Origin of the sequence: Amycolatopsis sp. NPDC024027 (genome assembly GCF_040638975.1) — a bacterium.
In the GTDB taxonomy this organism is placed as follows: domain Bacteria; phylum Actinomycetota; class Actinomycetes; order Mycobacteriales; family Pseudonocardiaceae; genus Amycolatopsis.
In genome coordinates, this window is the sequence record NZ_JBEZYY010000001.1 from 640,956 (window position 1) to 656,888 (window position 15,933).

Here is a 15,933-nt window from a genome sequence, read left to right on the forward strand (position 1 = left end):
GGTTGCCTGGTGGTGCTTTGCTGGTGGCCGGGGGGGGTTGGGGCTGACACCGGTGTCGCTAATCACTCTTTGGGCACCTCTGAGGTCCCGAATGAGTCATTCGCGACGTTCGAACCCGTAGCCGGACTCGGCCAGCATGGGGACAACCCGGCGCGGAAGCTCGACGACACCGGGGATCCCCGAGGGCAAGTTCAGGGTCGGAGTCCGGGCCGTTCCGGATGTGGGCGGCCGGTCCCGGGAGACACCATTGAGCCATGACGAACAGCGTGTACACCCCCGAAACCAAGCAGCTCCGCCGCAGCCGGAGCGACAAGATGCTCACCGGTGTCTGCGGCGGCTGGGCCACCTACCTCGGCATCGACGCCAGCGTCCTGCGCATCGGCATGGTCGCCGCCGTGTTCCTCTCGGTCGGGATCGCCATCCCGATCTACATCGCCGCCGCCATTCTGACGCCCGAAGAGAACTCCTGAACCGGGCGGGCGCGGGCTCGCAGGGGGAGCCGGCGCCCGCCGAAGACCCGGGGGTGCATGAACCGAACGGCCCGGACGCCAGGGGACGTCCGGGCCGTTCGGCCGTGGCCGTTGGGCCGAGTGGCCCAAAACCACGACGCGAATCCCGTTCGAGGGGTTAGGGTTCGCGCTCGTGGATCACGGAAAGACCGCACCCAAGGTCGTCGTCGGGATCTTGGGCGGGTTGTACCTGCTCGCCGGGCTGGGGTTGACCGCTTTCGCCGCCTACACCGTGCTGGCCTCCGGCGACACCGACGGCGTCAAGGCCGCCAAGGTCGTGCTCTACACCGCCGCGGGGCTGGCGATCTGGGTGATGCTCACCGGGATCGGCGCGATCGTCGTCGGGCTGGAAGCGGACCAGAAGAGCACCGCGTGGCTCGGGGGCCTCGGCGTGCTCGCCCTCGGCGTCGTGATCGTCGGCGCTTACGCCGTCTGGTTCTTCACGAAGCCATAAGAAAAGCCCGGCCCGCCGAAGCGGACCGGGCTTTCCCTGCGTGGATCAGAAGTCCATGCCACCCATGCCACCGGACGGGTCGGCGGGAGCGGCCGAAGCCTTCTCCGGCTTGTCCGCCACGACGGCCTCGGTGGTCAGGAACAGCGCCGCGATGGATGCGGCGTTCTGCAGCGCGGAGCGGGTGACCTTCGTCGGGTCCGGCACGCCGGCGGCGAGCAGGTCCTCGTAGACACCCGTGGCGGCGTTGAGGCCGTGACCCTGCGGCAGGCCCTTGACCTTCTCCACCACGACGCCACCCTCGAGGCCGGCGTTGATCGCGATCTGCTTGAGCGGGGCCTCGACGGCCACCTTGACGATGTTGGCACCAGTGGCCTCGTCGCCCTCGAGCTTCAGGCCCGCGAACGCGGCTTCGGCGGCCTGGATCAGGGCCACGCCACCACCGGCGACGATGCCCTCTTCCACGGCGGCCTTCGCGTTGCGCACCGCGTCCTCGATGCGGTGCTTGCGCTCCTTGAGCTCGACCTCGGTCGCGGCGCCGGCCTTGATGACGGCCACGCCGCCGGCCAGCTTCGCGAGCCGCTCCTGCAGCTTCTCGCGGTCGTAGTCCGAGTCCGAGTTCTCGATCTCGGCGCGGATCTGGTTGACGCGACCCTGGATCTGGTCGGCGTCGCCCGCACCCTCGACGATGGTCGTCTCGTCCTTGGTGATGACGGCCTTGCGGGCCTTGCCCAGCAGGGACAGGTCCGCGTTCTCCAGCTTGAGGCCGACGTCCTCGGAGATGACCTGGCCACCGGTCAGGATCGCGATGTCCTGCAGGATCGCCTTGCGGCGGTCACCGAAGCCCGGGGCCTTGACGGCGACGGACTTGAAGGTGCCGCGCATCTTGTTGACGATCAGGGTGGCCAGGGCCTCGCCCTCGACGTCCTCGGCGATGATCAGCAGCGGCTTGCCGGACTGGATGACCTTCTCCAGCAGCGGCAGCACGTCCTTGACGGTGGAGATCTTGGAGCCGAAGAGGAGGATGTACGGGTCCTCGAGCTCGGCTTCCTGACGCTCCGGGTCGGTCACGAAGTAACCGGAGATGTAGCCCTTGTCGAAGCGCATGCCCTCGGTGAGCTCGAGCTCGAGACCGAAGGTGTTGCTCTCCTCGACGGTGACGACGCCTTCCTTGCCGACCTTGTCCAGCGCCTCGGCGATCAGCTCACCGATGGTGCGGTCAGCGGCCGAGATCGAGGCGGTAGCAGCGATCTGCTCCTTGGTCTCGATCTGGACGGCCATCTTGTGCAGCTGCTCGGTGATGGCCTCGACGGCCGCCTCGATGCCGCGCTTCAGGCTGATGGGGTCGGCGCCGGCCGCGACGTTGCGCAGGCCTTCCTTGACCAGGGCCTGGGCGAGCACGGTGGCGGTGGTGGTGCCGTCACCCGCGACGTCGTCAGTCTTCTTCGCAACTTCCTTGACGAGCTCGGCCCCGATCTTCTCCCACGGGTCTTCGAGCTCGATCTCCTTGGCGATGGAGACGCCGTCGTTGGTGATGGTCGGCGCGCCCCACTTCTTTTCGAGCACGACGTTCCGGCCCCGCGGGCCGAGGGTCACCTTGACGGCTTCGGCGAGGATGTTCAAGCCACGCTCGAGACCGCGGCGGGCGTCCTCGTCGAACGCGATCAGTTTGGCCATTGCGGTGTGGTCCTCCGGTATTGGGCGCCACCGCCGCGCTGTATCTCATGCAGCGGCGGCAGCAGGACTCTTTCCTCGGCCAGGCTCGGTGCCCGCGACGGACGACTGGACCCGGGTGGGGGTCAGCCTCACCGTCCCGACCTTTGGCACTCGACGGCGTCGAGTGCCAGGTTCGTGTTTAGCACTCTCACGGGGAGAGTGCAAGAAGACCTGCTCAGCGCCGCACGATCTCGTGAGGCCCCGACGCAGTGAATGACTCATTCCTGGCGTCTGGCGTCAGGAATGAGTCATTCACTGCGTCCGGCCCGATCAGCTGCTCGGCTTGATGGTGATCGACGTCGGGGGCGCGTTGAGCGACGACGAAGGCGCGTTGCTCTGGGAGCCGCCCGGGCCGACCGGGATCTCCGGGGCCGTCGTCTGGCCGCCGCCGCCACCGCTGCCGCCGTCACCGAAGAGGAAGATGGCGCCCACCACCAGGCCGGCCACCACGACGAGGCCGAGCACGAGGAAGATCCACTTCTTGCCGCCGCTGCTCTTCGGCTGGTGGAACGCACCCGCGCCGCCGGCGGGCAGGGGCGGCCGCAGCCGCATCGGGTCGCCGGGCGGGCCGTAGCCGGGCGGCGGGCCCTGCGGGTGCATGCCCGGCTGCTGAGGGTAGCCGTAACCGGGGGGCGGGCCCTGCGGCGGCATCCCGGGCGGCGGGCCCTGCTGCTGGGGGTAGCCGTACCCGGGCGGCGGCCCCTGCGGCGGCTGGCCCTGCGGCCCGTGCGGACCCTGCGGCCCGGGCCCCTGGCCGAAGCCGGGCTGCTGCTGTCCTCCGTACGGGTGCACGGGGGCCCCCTCTCCCTGCGGTGCGCTGTTCTGGTGCGGCCCCTGTTGTACCTGACCAGGACGCTGCGGCGCGGGGATTCCGCCCGAATGGGAGCCCGGCGGGCCCGGCGGGGTGTCCGACGTCGCCAGCGGGCCGAGCGCGCGGCGCGCGGCCGCGACCATCTCGACGCAGCTGGAGTAGCGGTCGGCCGGGTTCTTGGCCATGCCGCGCCGGATCACCTCGTCGATCGCCGGCGGCAGCGCGACGGCACGGGAGATCGCGGGCGGCTCGCCGTTGAGGTGCCCCTTGATCACCGTCGGGACGTCGCCCTTGAACGGCGGGCGGCCGGTGAGGCAGGCGTAGAGGACGCACGTCAGCGCGTACTGGTCGGTGCGCCCGTCCAGCGGCTCCCCGCGCAGGTGTTCGGGGGCCGCGTAAGTGGGTGAGCCGAGGAAGTCGCCACCGCGCGTCCGGTGCCCGGTCGCGCCGCGCCGGGTCAGCCCGAAGTCGGCGACGTACACGTGCTCGCGCGAGGTCTCCTTCTTCGTCACGAGCACGTTCGCCGGCTTGACGTCGAGGTGGACCAGACCACGGTTGTGCAGCGTGTCGAGGGCGTCCGCGACCTGGTCGAGCATCGTCAGGGTGCGCGAAGGGGCGATCGGGCCGCCGGAGATCAGGCCGGCGAGATCGCCGCCGTCGACCATCCGCATGGCGATGTAGAGCATGCCGTCGAGCTCGCCGAAGTCGTACAGCGGCACGACGTTGGCGTGGTCGATCGCCGAGGTGTTGCGCGCCTCGTCGACGAACCGCTCGCGGAACTCGGCGTCGGCCCCGAGGTGGTCACCGATGACCTTCAGCGCCACCTTGCGGCCGAGCCGCACATCCGTGGCCTTGTAGGTCACACTCATGCCGCCCTTGCCGAGCACCCCGTCGATGCGGTAGTTGCCCAGCCGGCGACCGGTGAGGTCCCCCGACACATCGCCTGTCACGCCCGCAGCCTAACGCCCCTGGTTCGGCGCCTGCCGGGGGTTCGCCGATCACCTGACAGGGCGGCTACGAAACCTTGCGCACGTCGGCTGCCTGGCTACGACCATCGCGGCCCGACTGCACCTCGAACTCGACCCGGTCGCCTTCGTCCAAAGTGCGGAATCCTTCGGACTGGATGGCCGAATAGTGGACGAACACGTCCGGCCCCTCCGTGGATTCGATGAACCCGTAGCCCTTTTCCGAGTTGAACCATTTGACGGTGCCGACAGCCACGGCGCCCTCCCTCAGCACAAAGGATCCGCTGGCCCGAGCGGATGCCAGCGGCGGAGTGCCAATCACGCTACCGGAATTATTCCCCTCGGCAATGGGCAATTCGTCCGAAGATCACGAACCCGAAAGGCGCCGGTTCCGCGCATGCACGAGCACCGTCCCGGGACCCGCGAAGTCGATCGCGAGCCCTTCGCCGGTGCGCAGCGACTGCGAGCCGCCCGGATCGAGGGCCCGCAACCGGCACTGGACGGAGTCCGGGTAGGCCAGCAGGTAGTCGGGCCGGACCGTGACCAGCTCGCCCTGGCCGAGCTCGAACGCGTCCACCGGGCCGGGCGCGGCCAGCACGAGCGGCCCGGTCCCGCTGTAGTGCTCGAGGAATCCCGAATCGGCGCCGAAAAGCTGCTGCAGCGGCACCCACCCGGTGTCGTGACGAACCGACGAAGGTCGCACCAGCACCGCTTCGCGGTGGACCGACCAGCCCGTGCCACCGCTGACGTCGAGCGGGTAGACGTCGCCGGGGCGCAGCGGTGCGAAGTCGATCCAGCCGCCGTCGGACGGCGCGGTGTACAGGACCGTCGTGCTCTTGCCCGCGCGGACGCCACCGCGGCCCGCCGGCGTCTCGGCGACCCCGAACCGGCTGGCGAGCAAGGTTTCCGGCGCGGCCCGCACGGCCTCGCCCGGTTCGAGCAGAACGCGGGCGACGCCGAACGCGGGCGTGTGGCGGGTCTGGACGCGCATCAGCGTGACGGGACGTGGGAGACGATCCAGCCGACCAGCGCGGACGGGTTGCGCGTCTGCGTCATGATCTGGCCGGGACCGGCGAAGTCGAACACCAGGCCTTCGCCGCTCTTCATCGACTGGATGATGCCCTGCGCGACCTTCCGGATCTGGTACTGCACAGTGTCGGCGTACGCGACGACGTGCCCGGTGTCGACGGTCACCATCTCGCCCTGCTGCAGCGTGATCGTCTCGACCGCGCCGTAGCAGCTGACGAGCAGCTGGCCCTGTCCGGTGGCATGCGTCAGAAAACCGCCCTCGCCGCCCATCAGGTTCTTCATCCCGCCCCACTTGGTCTCGGTCTGCACGCCGTGCGACGAGGCGAGCCAGCAGCCGCGGGTGACGGCCCAGCCGGTGCGGCCGTCGAGGGTGATCACCTGGATGTCGCCGGGCAGGTTGGCGGCGACGTCGACCCAGCCGCCGTTCGGCGGGGCGGTGAAGGTGGAGATGAAGAAGGACTCGCCGGAGAGGAACGCGCGGCCGAGGCCCTTCATGATCCCGCCCTGCGCCTGCGACTGCACCTGCACGCCGTAGCTGGTGGCCATCATCGCGCCGGACTCGACCTGGCACGGCTCGCCGGGCGCCAGCATCAGCCGGGCGACGGCGAACGAAGGCTGTTGACGGACTCCGACCTGCATACGTGCTCCCCTGTGGCGCGCTCTCGAACGACGCAGAGTCTTGCACGCCCCCTCCTGGGGTGGAGGATGGTCCGGTGATCTCCGTCGACGACTACCGCGACCGCGTTGCCGCGCTCCTCGGCACGGCCTCCGCGACCACCCTGCCCCTCGCCGCCGCGGCCGGGCTCGTCCTGGCCGAGGACGTGCGCGCCGGCGTCTCGCTGCCGCCCTTCGACAACTCCGCGATGGACGGCTACGCGGTCCGCGCCGCCGATGTCGAAACGGCTCCGGTGACCCTGCCGGTCGCCGACGACATCCCGGCGGGCCGGGTCGACGTCCGGCCCCTGGAACCCGGCACCGCGCACCGGATCATGACCGGCGCGCCGCTGCCGCCCGGCGCGGACGCCGTCGTGATGGTCGAGGACTCCGACGGCGGCACCGAAACGGTGACGTTCTCGGCCGCCGCCCGCGAAGGCGCGCACATCCGGCACATCGGCGAGGACGTCGTCGCCGGCGACGTCGCCCTGCACGCGGGAACCGTGCTGGGCCACTCCCAGCTGGGCCTCGCGGCCGCGGTCGGCCTCGCCGAGGTGCGGGTGCACCGGCCGCTGCGGGTGCTGGTGGCCTCGACCGGCACCGAACTGATCGACGCGCCCGCCCCGCTGCGCCACGGCCAGATCTACGAGTCCAACAGCGTGATGCTCGCCGCGGCGATCCGCGACCTCGGCTGCGAGGTCGAGGTCGTCCGCAGCGTCGTCGACGACGTCGAGGAGTTCCGGAAGGTCATCGAGCCGAAGCTGGCCGGAGCCGACCTGCTGGTCACCTCCGGTGGCGTCAGCGCGGGCGCGTACGAAGTGGTGAAGGACGCACTGACCGGCCAGGGCGTCGAGTTCGCGAAGATCGCGATGCAGCCCGGCGGCCCGCAGGGCAGCGGGCGCTGGCACGGCGTGCCCGTGGTGGCGCTGCCCGGCAATCCGGTCAGCGTGCTGGTGTCGTTCGAGGCGTTCCTGCGCCCGGCGATCCTGGCGGCGCTGGGCCACACCGACGTCTCGCGGCGGCGGGTGCGCGCCCGGCTGACCGAGGCGATGAGCTCGCCGGCCGGGCGCCGCCAGTACCGCCGGGGCGTGTTCACGCCGTCCGACCGGGAGGTCACCGGGGTCGTCGGACCGCGCGGCGGCCCCGGCTCGCACCTGCTGGCCGCGTTCACGCAGGCCAACTGCCTGATCGTGCTACCGGAAGACGTCACGTCGGCAGCGGTTGGGGAAGAGGTGGACGTCCTGCTGCTCTGACCGGGAAGTCCCGCAGCTTCCGGTAGGGCGCGAGCAGCGGCAACGCGAGGATCGAGACTCCCGCGGCCACCCAAAGCGTCTCGCGGAGACCGATCGCCTCGCCCAGCACGCCGCCGAGGACACCGGCCAGCGGGATCGACCCGTAGTTGACGATCGACATGCTGGAGTTGACCCGGCTGATCAGCTCGGGCGGGCAGTACTGCTGCCGGAACGTGGTGACCAGGACGTTGCCGGCGACCACGCCGGCGCACACGCCGAACAGCGCGAGCACGAACGGCACCAGGCCCCAGCCGGGTTCGCTCAGCGGCCCGAGCAGCAGCATCGGTGCCGCGAAGGCCTCGCACAGCAGCCACGCGCGCACGGCACCGAAGCGCGCGGCGAGCCGGCCGGCCACGGCCGCGCCGAGCACCCCGCCGGACGCGCCCAGCGCCAGGGCCACGCCGACGAGCCCGGGCGCGGCGCCGAGCGTCCGGGACAGGAACACGATCTGGATGGCGCTGTAGCCGGTGAGCGCGAGGTTCGAGACGGCGCCGAAGGTCATCAGCGACCGCAGGTACCGGTCGCGCACGACGAACCGGAGTCCCTCGGCGATCTGGCTGCGCAGCGGCGAGCGTTCGGCCGGGACGAGGACTTCGCGCGCCCGGATCGCCCGGACGCACAGGACCGAGACGCCGAAGCTGACCGCGTCGGCCAGGATGCCGCTGACCGGGCCGAACGCCTGGGCCAGCAGCCCGGCCAGGCCGGGCCCGGCGACCTGGGTCGCGGACTCGCTGCCCTGCAGTTTCGCGTTGCCTTCGAGCAGTTCGCCGTCGCCGACGAGAACCGGGAGGTAAGCGCGGTAGGCGAGGGTGAAGAACACCTTCGCGACCCCGCCGAGCAGGGCGGCGCCCAGCAGGTACGGCATGGTCAGCGTCCCGAAGGCCGCCGCGAGCGGCACGCTGCCGAAGATCGCCATCGAGACCACGTTGCAGACCAGCATCACCGGCCGCTTCGGCAGCCGATCGACCCAGGCACCGGCCGGCAGGCCGATCACCAGCCACGGCAGCCAGGCCGCCGCCGTCAGCAGGGCGACCTGGAAGGTGCTCGCCTGCAGCGTGACCACCGCGACCAGCGGCAACGCCGTGCTCGCGACCATGCTGCCGAGCATGCTGGTGGTCTCGCCGGTCCAGAGCAGCCGGAAGTCCCTGTTCCCCCAGAGCCCCTTCACGGCTTGCCCAGCGACGCTCGGGCGGCGAAGAAGACCGGGCGCCGCTCGACGCCGTCACCGGGTTCGGTGCGGTTCTCGAACTCGCTGATCAGGAGGAAGATCCGCTCGTTCAGCTCGTCGAGCTCGTCCTTGGACAGCCGGACCCACGTGTCGATGCTGAACGGCGCACCGCGCCATTCCTCGGGGTAGGTCTCGCGGTTCGCGATCCAGTCGCGGGCGACCGCCGTCTGGTGGTCGAGCACGAGGACCTCGGCGGCTTCGGCGACCGGGTCGCCGGGGAAGTCGGCCGCGACCCACCGCAGTGTCCTCGCGCTGCGCCGCCACCAGCGTTCCCGCTGGTCACGGGCCAGTTCCGGAGCCACCTCGACCAGCTTCGCGGCGGCCAGGACCTTCATGTGGTGGCTGACGTTGCCCACCGCCTGATCGGTCTTCGCGGCCAGCATCGACGCCGTCGCCGGGCCGTCGAGGTGGAGCAGTTCCAGGAGCCGGCGCCGCAGCTGGTGGGACATGGCGGCCAGCACCTTCGAATCCCGGATTTCCCGGATGTCCTCGCTCATGACGCACAAGACTAGTTGTACAAGAGCTCTTGCGCAATGGCGCTTGTACGTCTGCTCACGTAAGCTCCCGCCATGGGTTTCGTCGCATGGGTGTTCTTCGGCGCGATCGTCGGCTGGGCCGCGAACCTGGTCGTCGGCGGGCGGGAACGGCGCCGGCAAGGTTGCCTGGTCAGCGTGCTCGTCGGGGTCGTCGGCGCGGCGCTGGGCGGGCTGGTCTACCGACTCGCGACGGGCCAGGCGAAGACCTTCGACTTCGACTTCCCCAGCTTCGGCGTGGCCATCCTGGGGGCGGTCGTACTGCTGGCGATCCTGCGGCTCGCAAGCGGCCTGGCCCGGCGTCCGAGTGACCGTTGGTAACTTTTGCCGGACGAATGGTGATCAACGGGGCCGTCGGCCCCTAGACTGCTTCCTCACGCGCATCTCCGGGCGGCCGGGTGCGTGCGCCGTCGGGGGGCGGATGCACCCGGCCTCCTTCCTTCGCCTTTTTCGCCCTCCTCGCCTTCCTCGCCTCGATGACGACCGCGGCCGCGTGCACCGGGTCGACGAGCGAAGGCACGGGCACCTCGTCGATCTCCTGGCGCCACGCACCCAAGAGCTCGCGAAGCCGGGCTTCGGCGGGATCGCGGCGGTCGCTCATCGGTCCTCACAGGTCAAGCGGGGCAGCGCCCCGAACGGCGGCAACTACTTAGCGTTATCGGCGAAATCGACCTTCCGTTACGATGAAGCGATCATTCCCACCCGCCGCGGTGACCCCCTCCCGGAGGAGTCCGGCAGGGGCGCGCGGACACGCTCACCTGGGGCAGCGGTAGCGTGGGGGCGCCCGTACGCGGTTGCCGGACCCCGGCGCCCATCCGTTCTTCCGACACGAAATCAGGGGACCCGACCATGAGCGGCACCCGGCCGGATTCCGCCGGCAACCCCGTCGCCCACGCCCTCCAGCTCGCCCGCGAGACGCTGCCGCCGATGCACCCCGCCGGTCGCCCGTTCGTGGCGGGCGGCGTCGCCGCCACACTGGTCGCGCGCCGGTTCTCCAAGCGCCTCGGCGTCCTGGGCGCGCTGACGACGGTGGCCGTGGCCGCGTTCTTCCGCGAGCCGAAGCGGGTCCCGCCGCCGCGTGACGGCGTCGCGCTCGCCTCGGCCGACGGGCTCGTGTCGCTGATCGAGGAAGCCGTCCCGCCCGCCGAGCTCGGCCTGCCCGCCGAGCCGCGGATGCGCGTGTCGGTGTTCCTCTCGGTGTTCGACGTGCACGTCCAGCGCGTGCCGGCGAACGGCGTGATCGAGCGGGTCGCCTACCGGCCCGGCAAGTTCCTGTCCGCGGACCTGGACAAGGCGAGCGACGACAACGAACGCAACTCCGTGCTCATGCGCACCGAAGACGGCCACGAGCTCGTCGTCGTGCAGATCGCCGGCCTGGTCGCGCGCCGCATCCTCTGCGAGATCCACGAGGGCGACAAGGTCGGCGCCGCTTCGACGTACGGCATCATCCGGTTCGGCTCGCGGGTCGACCTGTACCTCCCGCCGGGCTCGACGGTGCTGGTCAGCAAGGGCCAGCGCACGGTCGGCGGCGAGACGGTCATCGCCGAACTCCCTGCCGCGCCTGCGAAAGGCTGATCGATGGTCCGCGTGACCACCCCGGGCGTCCGGCTGCTGCCGAACGCCATCACCGTGCTGGCGCTGTGCGCGGGCCTGTCGGCCGTGCAGTTCGCGCTGACCAAGAACTACGCGATGGCGATCGCCTCGATCGGCATCGCGGCGGTGCTCGACAGCCTCGACGGCCGGATCGCCCGCCTGCTCGACGCGACGTCGAAGATGGGCGCGGAGCTGGACTCGCTGTCCGACGGCATCTCGTTCGGCGTCGCCCCGGCGCTGGTGATCTACGTGTGGCAGACCGGCGCGGACCGGATCGGCTGGGTGGCGTCGCTGATCTTCGCCGTCTGCATGATCCTGCGGCTGGCGCGCTTCAACACGCTGCTCGACGACACCGAGCAGCCGCCGTACGCGAGCGAGTTCTTCGTCGGCGTCCCGGCGCCCGCGGGCGGCCTGCTGGGGATGCTGCCGCTGGTGGCGTACCTGCAGTGGGGCGAGGGCTGGTGGTCGTCGCAGTACGTCGTCTGGGCGTGGACGGTCGCCATCGCGGCCCTGCTGATCAGCCGCATCCCGACGCTGTCGCTGAAGACGGTCAAGGCACCCCCGAAGGCGATCGCGCCGCTCCTGCTCGGCGTCGCCCTCCTGGCGGCGGCGATCATCCAGTTCCCGCTGGTCGCGCTGCTCGCGGCGATGGTGCTGTACCTGGCGCACATCCCGTACTCGATCCACCGGCACCGCTGGCTGGCGGCGCACCCGGAGGCCTGGACGGTCCCGCCGAGCGAGCGCCGCGCGATCCGCCGCGCCCGGTCCCCCCGCCGCCTCGGCCTGCGCCGCCCGCTGCGCCGCCGGGTCGCCGGCGCGGCAATGCGCGCGGTCCGCCTCCCCCGCACCGGCGAGACGGTCCGCACCCCCCGCGTCACCTCGGAAAACGGCAACGGCCAGCGCCGCCGCTCCTGGCGCCAGATCGGCCTCCGCCGCAAGTAGCCGTGTCGACCCTCCAATCACGCGAGATGCCCCTTCAATCACGCGAGATGCCCTCCCAATCACGCGAGATGCCCTCCCAATCACGCGAGTTCCGGCTCCGATCACCCGAGCGGCCGTGATCGGGAGGTCGACACGCGTGATTGAAGAGACGACACGGGTTCTCACCTCCTCGTGGGGCGACGGCTCGCTAGGGTGAACGGCGTGAGCCACCCGCAGATCACGCTGACCGTCCGGCACACGCCGTCCGCGCTGGACACCCGCCGCGGCGTCGTCCGGCTGCATCCCGAAGTCCTCGACGCGCTCGGCCTGCGGGCCTGGGACGCCGTGCACCTCACCGGCGCCCGGGTCAGCGCCGCCCTCGCCGCGCCCACCGACGAGGCCGACGTGCCCGGGATCGTCCTCACCGACGACGTCACCATGTCGAACCTGGGCGTCACCGAGGGCTCGGAGATCGTCGTCGCGCCGGCCGACGTCGCCGCGGCGAAGACGGTGACCGTCGCCGGGTCGCGGCTGGCCAGCGTCTCGGTCAGCCCGCACATGCTGCGGCTCGCGCTGATCGGCAAGGTGCTCACCGTCGGGGACGCCGTTTCGCTGCTGCCGCAGGACCTCGCGCCGTCGCCGGGGTCGGACCCGGCCGGCCTGCGCGGCCAGCTGTCGCGGGCGATCGGCGCGACCTGGACGAACGAGCTGCTCACCGTGACCGCGACCGAGCCGGGCGGTCCCGTCGCGGTTGGACCGTCCACAGTGGTCACCTGGCGGGACGGTGCCCGGCCGGGCACCGCCGAACCGGCCGCGCCCCGGACGGCGACCGCGCTGGTCCGCACCTCCGCCGTCACCGCGGCCGAAGAGTGGATCGACGCCGAGGTCGTCGAGGACGAGGCCGCCGTAGAAGAAGAGCCCGTCGTCCCGCTGGCCGACCTGATCGGTGCCGAAGCCGCCGCGCGCAAGCTCGCCGAGTGGTTCGACCTGGCCTTCCAGCGGCCCGAGCTGCTGGCCCGGCTGGGCGCGCCCGCCCACCTGGGCGTCCTGCTGTCCGGCCCCGAAGGCGTCGGCAAAGCGACGCTCGTGCGGTCGGTCGCGAGCGAAGCCGACATCCGCGTGGTCCCGCTGGCCGCCCCGAACCTCGCCGTGCTGGACCCGAACGTCGCCGTGGCACGCCTGCGCGAGGCCGTCCGCGCCGCCGAAGGCCCCTCGGTCCTCCTGCTCACCGACGTCGACGCGCTGCTGCCCGCGACGACTCCACCGCCGGTCGCCACCGTCGTGCTGGAAGAACTGCGGACAGCCTTGCGGCGCGAGCGTTTCGCCGTCGTCGCGACGACAGCCCGCGCGGAATCGGCCGACCCGCGGCTGCGCGCCGCCGACCTGCTGGACCGCGAGCTCGGCCTCGCCCTCCCGGACGCCAAAACCCGCCGTGAGCTGCTGAACGTCCTGCTCCGCGACGTCCCGCTCGACACCGGCATCGACTGCGGCGTCCTCGCCGAGCGGACGCCCGGCTTCGTCGCCGCCGACCTGATCGCGCTGCGCCGGGACGCCGCGCTGCGGGCGGCGCTGCGCCAGCGCGACACCGACGAGCCGCGCATCTCGCAGCAGGACCTGCTCGACGCGCTGGCCACCGTCCGGCCGGTCTCGATGTCCACTTCGGACAACCTGGCCACCGGCGGGCTGACCCTGGACGACGTCGGCAACATGGTCGACGTCAAGCAGTCGCTCACCGAGGCCGTGCTCTGGCCGCTGCGGTACCCGGACTCGTTCGCCCGGCTCGGCGTCGAGCCGCCGCGCGGGGTGCTGCTCTACGGGCCGCCCGGCGGCGGCAAGACGTTCCTCGTGCGGGCGCTGGCCGGCACCGGCGCGCTGAACGTCTTCGCGGTCAAGGGCGCCGAGCTGATGGACAAGTGGGTCGGCGAGTCCGAACGCGCGGTGCGCGAGCTGTTCCGCCGGGCCGCGGAGGCCGCGCCCGCGCTGATCTTCCTGGACGAGATCGACGCGCTGGCCCCGCGCCGCGGCCAGTCGTCCGACTCGGGTGTCGCCGACCGGGTGGTCGCCGCCCTGCTCACCGAGCTCGACGGCGTCGAGCCGATGCGCGAGGTCGTCGTGCTGGGCGCGACGAACCGGCCGGAGCTCGTCGACCCGGCGCTGCTGCGGCCCGGGCGGCTCGAGCGCCGCGTCTACGTGCCGCCGCCGGACGCCGAGGCCCGCACGGCGATCCTCACGGCCAGCTCGAAGAACACCCCGCTGGCCGACGACGTCGACCTCGCCGCGGTGGCGTCCACTCTGGACGGTTACTCGGCGGCCGACTGCGCGGCGCTGATCCGCGAAGCGGCGTTGACGGCGATGCGCGAGTCGCTGGAGGCCCGCGAGGTCACCGCGGCGCACCTGGAGGCAGCCCGGAAGACGGTCCGGCCGAGCCTCGACCCGGCCCAGCTGGCCACGCTCGAAGCGTACGCGAAGACGCAGGCCGGGGAATGAAAGAGGCGGCCGTCGGTGACGGCCGCCTCTTGGCGGAACTCAGCTGCCCTTGTGGCCCGACTGGTATTCCTTCGTCACGATGACGATCACCCCGGGGCTCGCGCTCTGGATGCCCTCGAAGCGCGGCTCGGCCTTGATGCCGAACTCCTGGGCGAGCTGCTTGGCCGCGGCTTCCTCGTCGGTGCCCGGGCGGTAGAACGCCGTCGTCGTCGGGATGATGCCCTGGGAGTAGTTGCTGACCTCGTTGACGTTCCAGCCCCCGCCGCGGAAGTCCTCCGCCGCCCGGTCCGCCAGGCCCTTGATCGTCGAGTTGTTGAACACCCGGACGGTCACCCACTTGTTGGACGCCTGCTGGTCACCACCCGGCTGACCAGGGCCACCGGGGGCGGACGACGTCGCCTGGCCGGGTGGCGGCGAGCTCGGCGACGGCGGCGACGAAGAGCTCGTCGAGCCCGACGGCGGTGTCGCCGAAGACGAAGACGAGGTGGACGGCGGCGCCGACGACGGCCCGCCGGACGTGCCCGGCTGCGTCGACGTGCCGCTCGGCCCGGCTTCGTTCGACCCGTCGCCCCCGCCCAGCGCGGTGATCCCGCCGATGACGGCGGCGATGATCGCCACGCCGATCAACGCGACACCCGCGGCCTTCATCGGCCGGGACATTCCCGAAAACACACTCATTGCAGCTCGATCCCCAGTCGCCGGGCGCCTCGCTTGCGCTGGCGGGCGGCGCGGGTCTTGCGCAGCCGCTTCACCAGCATCGGGTCCGCTTCGATCGCCTCCGGCTTCTCCAGCAGCTTGTTGAGCAGCTGGTAGTAGCGCGTCGCAGACAAGTCGAAGCGTTCGCGGATGGCGTTCTCCTTCGCCCCGGCGTGCCGCCACCATTGGCGCTCGAAGGCGAGGATCTCGACCTCGCGTTCGGTCAGGCCGGGCACGGGCTTCGGCGGCGACGGCTGCGGCTCAGCCATCGACTCCGCGGCGTCCATCCGAGTCCCTCTCAATCGGGCGTCATGGCGAATCAGACCTAGCTCTTCCGCGGGCGCCATTCAACCACGGAAGCGGCCGCCGACGTGGGCATCGGCGTCGGCGCGTCACGGTCTGATGCAGGTCTACCAGAGGGGTCCGACTAAACTGGCTCGCCGTGACCATCCACCCCATCGTTATCGCCGGCGAACCCGTGCTGCACCAGCCGACTCGGGAGATCACCGAGTTCGACGAGAAGCTGCGCACGCTCGTGGACGACATGTTCGAGACGATGTACGCCGCCGAGGGTGTCGGCCTCGCGGCCAACCAGATCGGCCTCGATCTGCGGGTGTTCGTCTACGACTGCCCGGACGACGAAGGCGTGCGGCACAAGGGCGTCGTGGTCAACCCGAAGCTGGAGACGTCGGAGATCCCGGAGACCATGCCGGACCCGGACGACGACTGGGAGGGCTGCCTCTCGGCGCCCGGCGAGTCGTACCCGACGGGTCGGGCGAAGTGGGCGAAGGTGACCGGCTCCGACGTCGAGGGCAACCCGATCGAGGTCGAGGGCACCGGCTACTTCGCGCGCTGCCTGCAGCACGAGACCGATCACCTGGACGGGTACATCTACCTCGACCGCCTGGTCGGACGGCACGCGCGCGCCGCGAAGAAGATGCTGAAGTCCAACAAGTGGGGCGTGCCGGGCAACTCCTGGCTGCCGCCTCGGACCCCCGAGGACGACGGCGCCGTCATCTGAGACCACGAAGGGCCCCTCGAAACCGAG

At 71.3% G+C, this 15,933-nt stretch carries 18 protein-coding genes; 8 read left to right on the top strand and 10 right to left on the bottom strand.

Annotated elements, in window-relative coordinates; genetic code table 11:
- Nucleotides 1-254 precede the first annotated feature (254 nt).
- Together AB0F52_RS03110 and AB0F52_RS03115 are read left to right on the top strand one after the other, a co-directional pair.
- Nucleotides 255-470, top strand: coding sequence for a PspC domain-containing protein (locus tag AB0F52_RS03110; protein WP_360163961.1), 216 nt, complete (start codon nucleotides 255-257; stop codon nucleotides 468-470).
- Nucleotides 471-642: 172 nt separating this feature from the next.
- The gene (locus AB0F52_RS03115; RefSeq protein WP_360163963.1) at nucleotides 643-963 is read left to right on the top strand and encodes a hypothetical protein; all 321 of its coding nucleotides are present in this window, start codon (nucleotides 643-645) and stop codon (nucleotides 961-963) included.
- A 45-nt stretch (nucleotides 964-1,008) separates the two neighbouring features.
- Here AB0F52_RS03115 and groL read toward each other — a convergent pair whose 3' ends face one another.
- The 5 genes from groL to AB0F52_RS03140 all read right to left on the bottom strand — a co-directional run bounded on the left by groL (nucleotide 1,009) and on the right by AB0F52_RS03140 (nucleotide 6,120).
- A complete protein-coding gene (gene groL, locus AB0F52_RS03120; RefSeq protein WP_020641728.1) occupies nucleotides 1,009-2,637 on the bottom strand; it encodes a chaperonin GroEL in 1,629 nt (542 codons plus the stop codon).
- A gap of 309 nt (nucleotides 2,638-2,946) precedes the next feature.
- The gene (locus AB0F52_RS03125; RefSeq protein ID WP_360163966.1) at nucleotides 2,947-4,437 is read right to left on the bottom strand and encodes a serine/threonine-protein kinase; all 1,491 of its coding nucleotides are present in this window, start codon (nucleotides 4,435-4,437) and stop codon (nucleotides 2,947-2,949) included.
- 64 nt (nucleotides 4,438-4,501) lie between these two features.
- On the bottom strand, nucleotides 4,502-4,708 hold the full coding sequence (locus AB0F52_RS03130) for a cold-shock protein (RefSeq protein WP_003085446.1): 207 nt from the start codon (nucleotides 4,706-4,708) through the stop codon (nucleotides 4,502-4,504).
- Nucleotides 4,709-4,819: 111 nt separating this feature from the next.
- A complete protein-coding gene (locus tag AB0F52_RS03135) occupies nucleotides 4,820-5,443 on the bottom strand; it encodes an AIM24 family protein (protein ID WP_360163968.1) in 624 nt (207 codons plus the stop codon).
- Nucleotides 5,443-6,120 (bottom strand): TIGR00266 family protein, encoded by a 678-nt coding sequence (locus AB0F52_RS03140; protein ID WP_360163970.1) that lies wholly within the window; start codon nucleotides 6,118-6,120, stop codon nucleotides 5,443-5,445. The genes AB0F52_RS03135 and AB0F52_RS03140 overlap by 1 nt, the downstream gene beginning before the upstream one ends.
- A gap of 74 nt (nucleotides 6,121-6,194) precedes the next feature.
- Between AB0F52_RS03140 and glp the strand changes: the two genes are divergently transcribed.
- Nucleotides 6,195-7,388: a gephyrin-like molybdotransferase Glp gene (gene glp, locus AB0F52_RS03145; RefSeq protein WP_360163972.1), complete on the top strand. Its 1,194-nt coding sequence runs from the start codon at nucleotides 6,195-6,197 to the stop codon at nucleotides 7,386-7,388.
- Here the strand turns inward: glp and AB0F52_RS03150 are convergent.
- Both AB0F52_RS03150 and AB0F52_RS03155 read right to left on the bottom strand, forming a co-directional pair.
- Nucleotides 7,342-8,595, bottom strand: a complete 1,254-nt coding sequence (locus AB0F52_RS03150) for an MFS transporter (protein WP_360163974.1) — start codon at nucleotides 8,593-8,595, stop codon at nucleotides 7,342-7,344. The genes glp and AB0F52_RS03150 overlap by 47 nt on opposite strands.
- Nucleotides 8,592-9,152: a helix-turn-helix domain-containing protein gene (locus AB0F52_RS03155; protein ID WP_360163976.1), complete on the bottom strand. Its 561-nt coding sequence runs from the start codon at nucleotides 9,150-9,152 to the stop codon at nucleotides 8,592-8,594. The genes AB0F52_RS03150 and AB0F52_RS03155 overlap by 4 nt, the downstream gene beginning before the upstream one ends.
- A 72-nt stretch (nucleotides 9,153-9,224) precedes the next feature.
- On the opposite strand from AB0F52_RS03155, the gene AB0F52_RS03160 reads away from it, so the two are divergent.
- Nucleotides 9,225-9,509, top strand: a complete 285-nt coding sequence (locus tag AB0F52_RS03160) for a GlsB/YeaQ/YmgE family stress response membrane protein (RefSeq protein ID WP_360163978.1) — start codon at nucleotides 9,225-9,227, stop codon at nucleotides 9,507-9,509.
- Nucleotides 9,510-9,549: 40 nt separating this feature from the next.
- Here the strand turns inward: AB0F52_RS03160 and AB0F52_RS03165 are convergent, their stop codons facing one another.
- Complete coding sequence (locus AB0F52_RS03165) at nucleotides 9,550-9,789, bottom strand: hypothetical protein (RefSeq protein WP_360163980.1); 240 nt, start codon at nucleotides 9,787-9,789, stop codon at nucleotides 9,550-9,552.
- A gap of 248 nt (nucleotides 9,790-10,037) precedes the next feature.
- Here AB0F52_RS03165 and AB0F52_RS03170 point away from each other — a divergent pair, with 248 nt between their 5' ends.
- The 3 genes from AB0F52_RS03170 to AB0F52_RS03180 all read left to right on the top strand — a co-directional run bounded on the left by AB0F52_RS03170 (nucleotide 10,038) and on the right by AB0F52_RS03180 (nucleotide 14,189).
- Nucleotides 10,038-10,763 (top strand): phosphatidylserine decarboxylase, encoded by a 726-nt coding sequence (locus tag AB0F52_RS03170; RefSeq protein ID WP_360163982.1) that lies wholly within the window; start codon nucleotides 10,038-10,040, stop codon nucleotides 10,761-10,763.
- A 3-nt stretch (nucleotides 10,764-10,766) separates the two neighbouring features.
- The gene (gene pssA / locus AB0F52_RS03175) at nucleotides 10,767-11,723 is read left to right on the top strand and encodes a CDP-diacylglycerol--serine O-phosphatidyltransferase (RefSeq protein WP_360163984.1); all 957 of its coding nucleotides are present in this window, start codon (nucleotides 10,767-10,769) and stop codon (nucleotides 11,721-11,723) included.
- 201 nt (nucleotides 11,724-11,924) lie between these two features.
- Complete coding sequence (locus AB0F52_RS03180) at nucleotides 11,925-14,189, top strand: AAA family ATPase (RefSeq protein ID WP_360163986.1); 2,265 nt, start codon at nucleotides 11,925-11,927, stop codon at nucleotides 14,187-14,189.
- A 39-nt stretch (nucleotides 14,190-14,228) separates the two neighbouring features.
- Here the strand turns inward: AB0F52_RS03180 and AB0F52_RS03185 are convergent, their stop codons facing one another.
- On the bottom strand, nucleotides 14,229-14,867 hold the full coding sequence (locus AB0F52_RS03185) for a LytR C-terminal domain-containing protein (RefSeq protein ID WP_360163988.1): 639 nt from the start codon (nucleotides 14,865-14,867) through the stop codon (nucleotides 14,229-14,231).
- Entirely contained in the window at nucleotides 14,864-15,172 is a 309-nt protein-coding gene (locus AB0F52_RS03190; protein ID WP_013230291.1) for a DUF3263 domain-containing protein, read from the bottom strand. Before AB0F52_RS03190 ends, AB0F52_RS03185 begins: the two co-directional genes overlap by 4 nt.
- A gap of 155 nt (nucleotides 15,173-15,327) precedes the next feature.
- Between AB0F52_RS03190 and AB0F52_RS03195 the strand changes: the two genes are divergently transcribed.
- Nucleotides 15,328-15,906, top strand: coding sequence for a peptide deformylase (locus AB0F52_RS03195; protein WP_360163991.1), 579 nt, complete (start codon nucleotides 15,328-15,330; stop codon nucleotides 15,904-15,906).
- The last annotated feature ends 27 nt before the right edge of the window (nucleotides 15,907-15,933 follow it).

Excerpts from the sequence above, each read along its gene's own strand:
- AB0F52_RS03185 (WP_360163988.1), bottom strand. The coding sequence starts at position 14,867 with ATGAGTGTGTTTTCGGGAATGTCCCGGCCGATGAAGGCCGCGGGTGTC.
- AB0F52_RS03165 (WP_360163980.1), bottom strand. The coding sequence starts at position 9,789 with ATGAGCGACCGCCGCGATCCCGCCGAAGCCCGGCTTCGCGAGCTCTTG.
- AB0F52_RS03190 (WP_013230291.1), bottom strand. The coding sequence starts at position 15,172 with ATGGACGCCGCGGAGTCGATGGCTGAGCCGCAGCCGTCGCCGCCGAAG.
- AB0F52_RS03170 (WP_360163982.1), top strand. The coding sequence starts at position 10,038 with ATGAGCGGCACCCGGCCGGATTCCGCCGGCAACCCCGTCGCCCACGCC.
- AB0F52_RS03155 (WP_360163976.1), bottom strand. The coding sequence starts at position 9,152 with ATGAGCGAGGACATCCGGGAAATCCGGGATTCGAAGGTGCTGGCCGCC.
- AB0F52_RS03110 (WP_360163961.1), top strand. The coding sequence starts at position 255 with ATGACGAACAGCGTGTACACCCCCGAAACCAAGCAGCTCCGCCGCAGC.
- groL (WP_020641728.1), bottom strand. The coding sequence starts at position 2,637 with ATGGCCAAACTGATCGCGTTCGACGAGGACGCCCGCCGCGGTCTCGAG.
- AB0F52_RS03140 (WP_360163970.1), bottom strand. The coding sequence starts at position 6,120 with ATGCAGGTCGGAGTCCGTCAACAGCCTTCGTTCGCCGTCGCCCGGCTG.
- AB0F52_RS03135 (WP_360163968.1), bottom strand. The coding sequence starts at position 5,443 with ATGCGCGTCCAGACCCGCCACACGCCCGCGTTCGGCGTCGCCCGCGTT.
- pssA (WP_360163984.1), top strand. The coding sequence starts at position 10,767 with ATGGTCCGCGTGACCACCCCGGGCGTCCGGCTGCTGCCGAACGCCATC.
- AB0F52_RS03160 (WP_360163978.1), top strand. The coding sequence starts at position 9,225 with ATGGGTTTCGTCGCATGGGTGTTCTTCGGCGCGATCGTCGGCTGGGCC.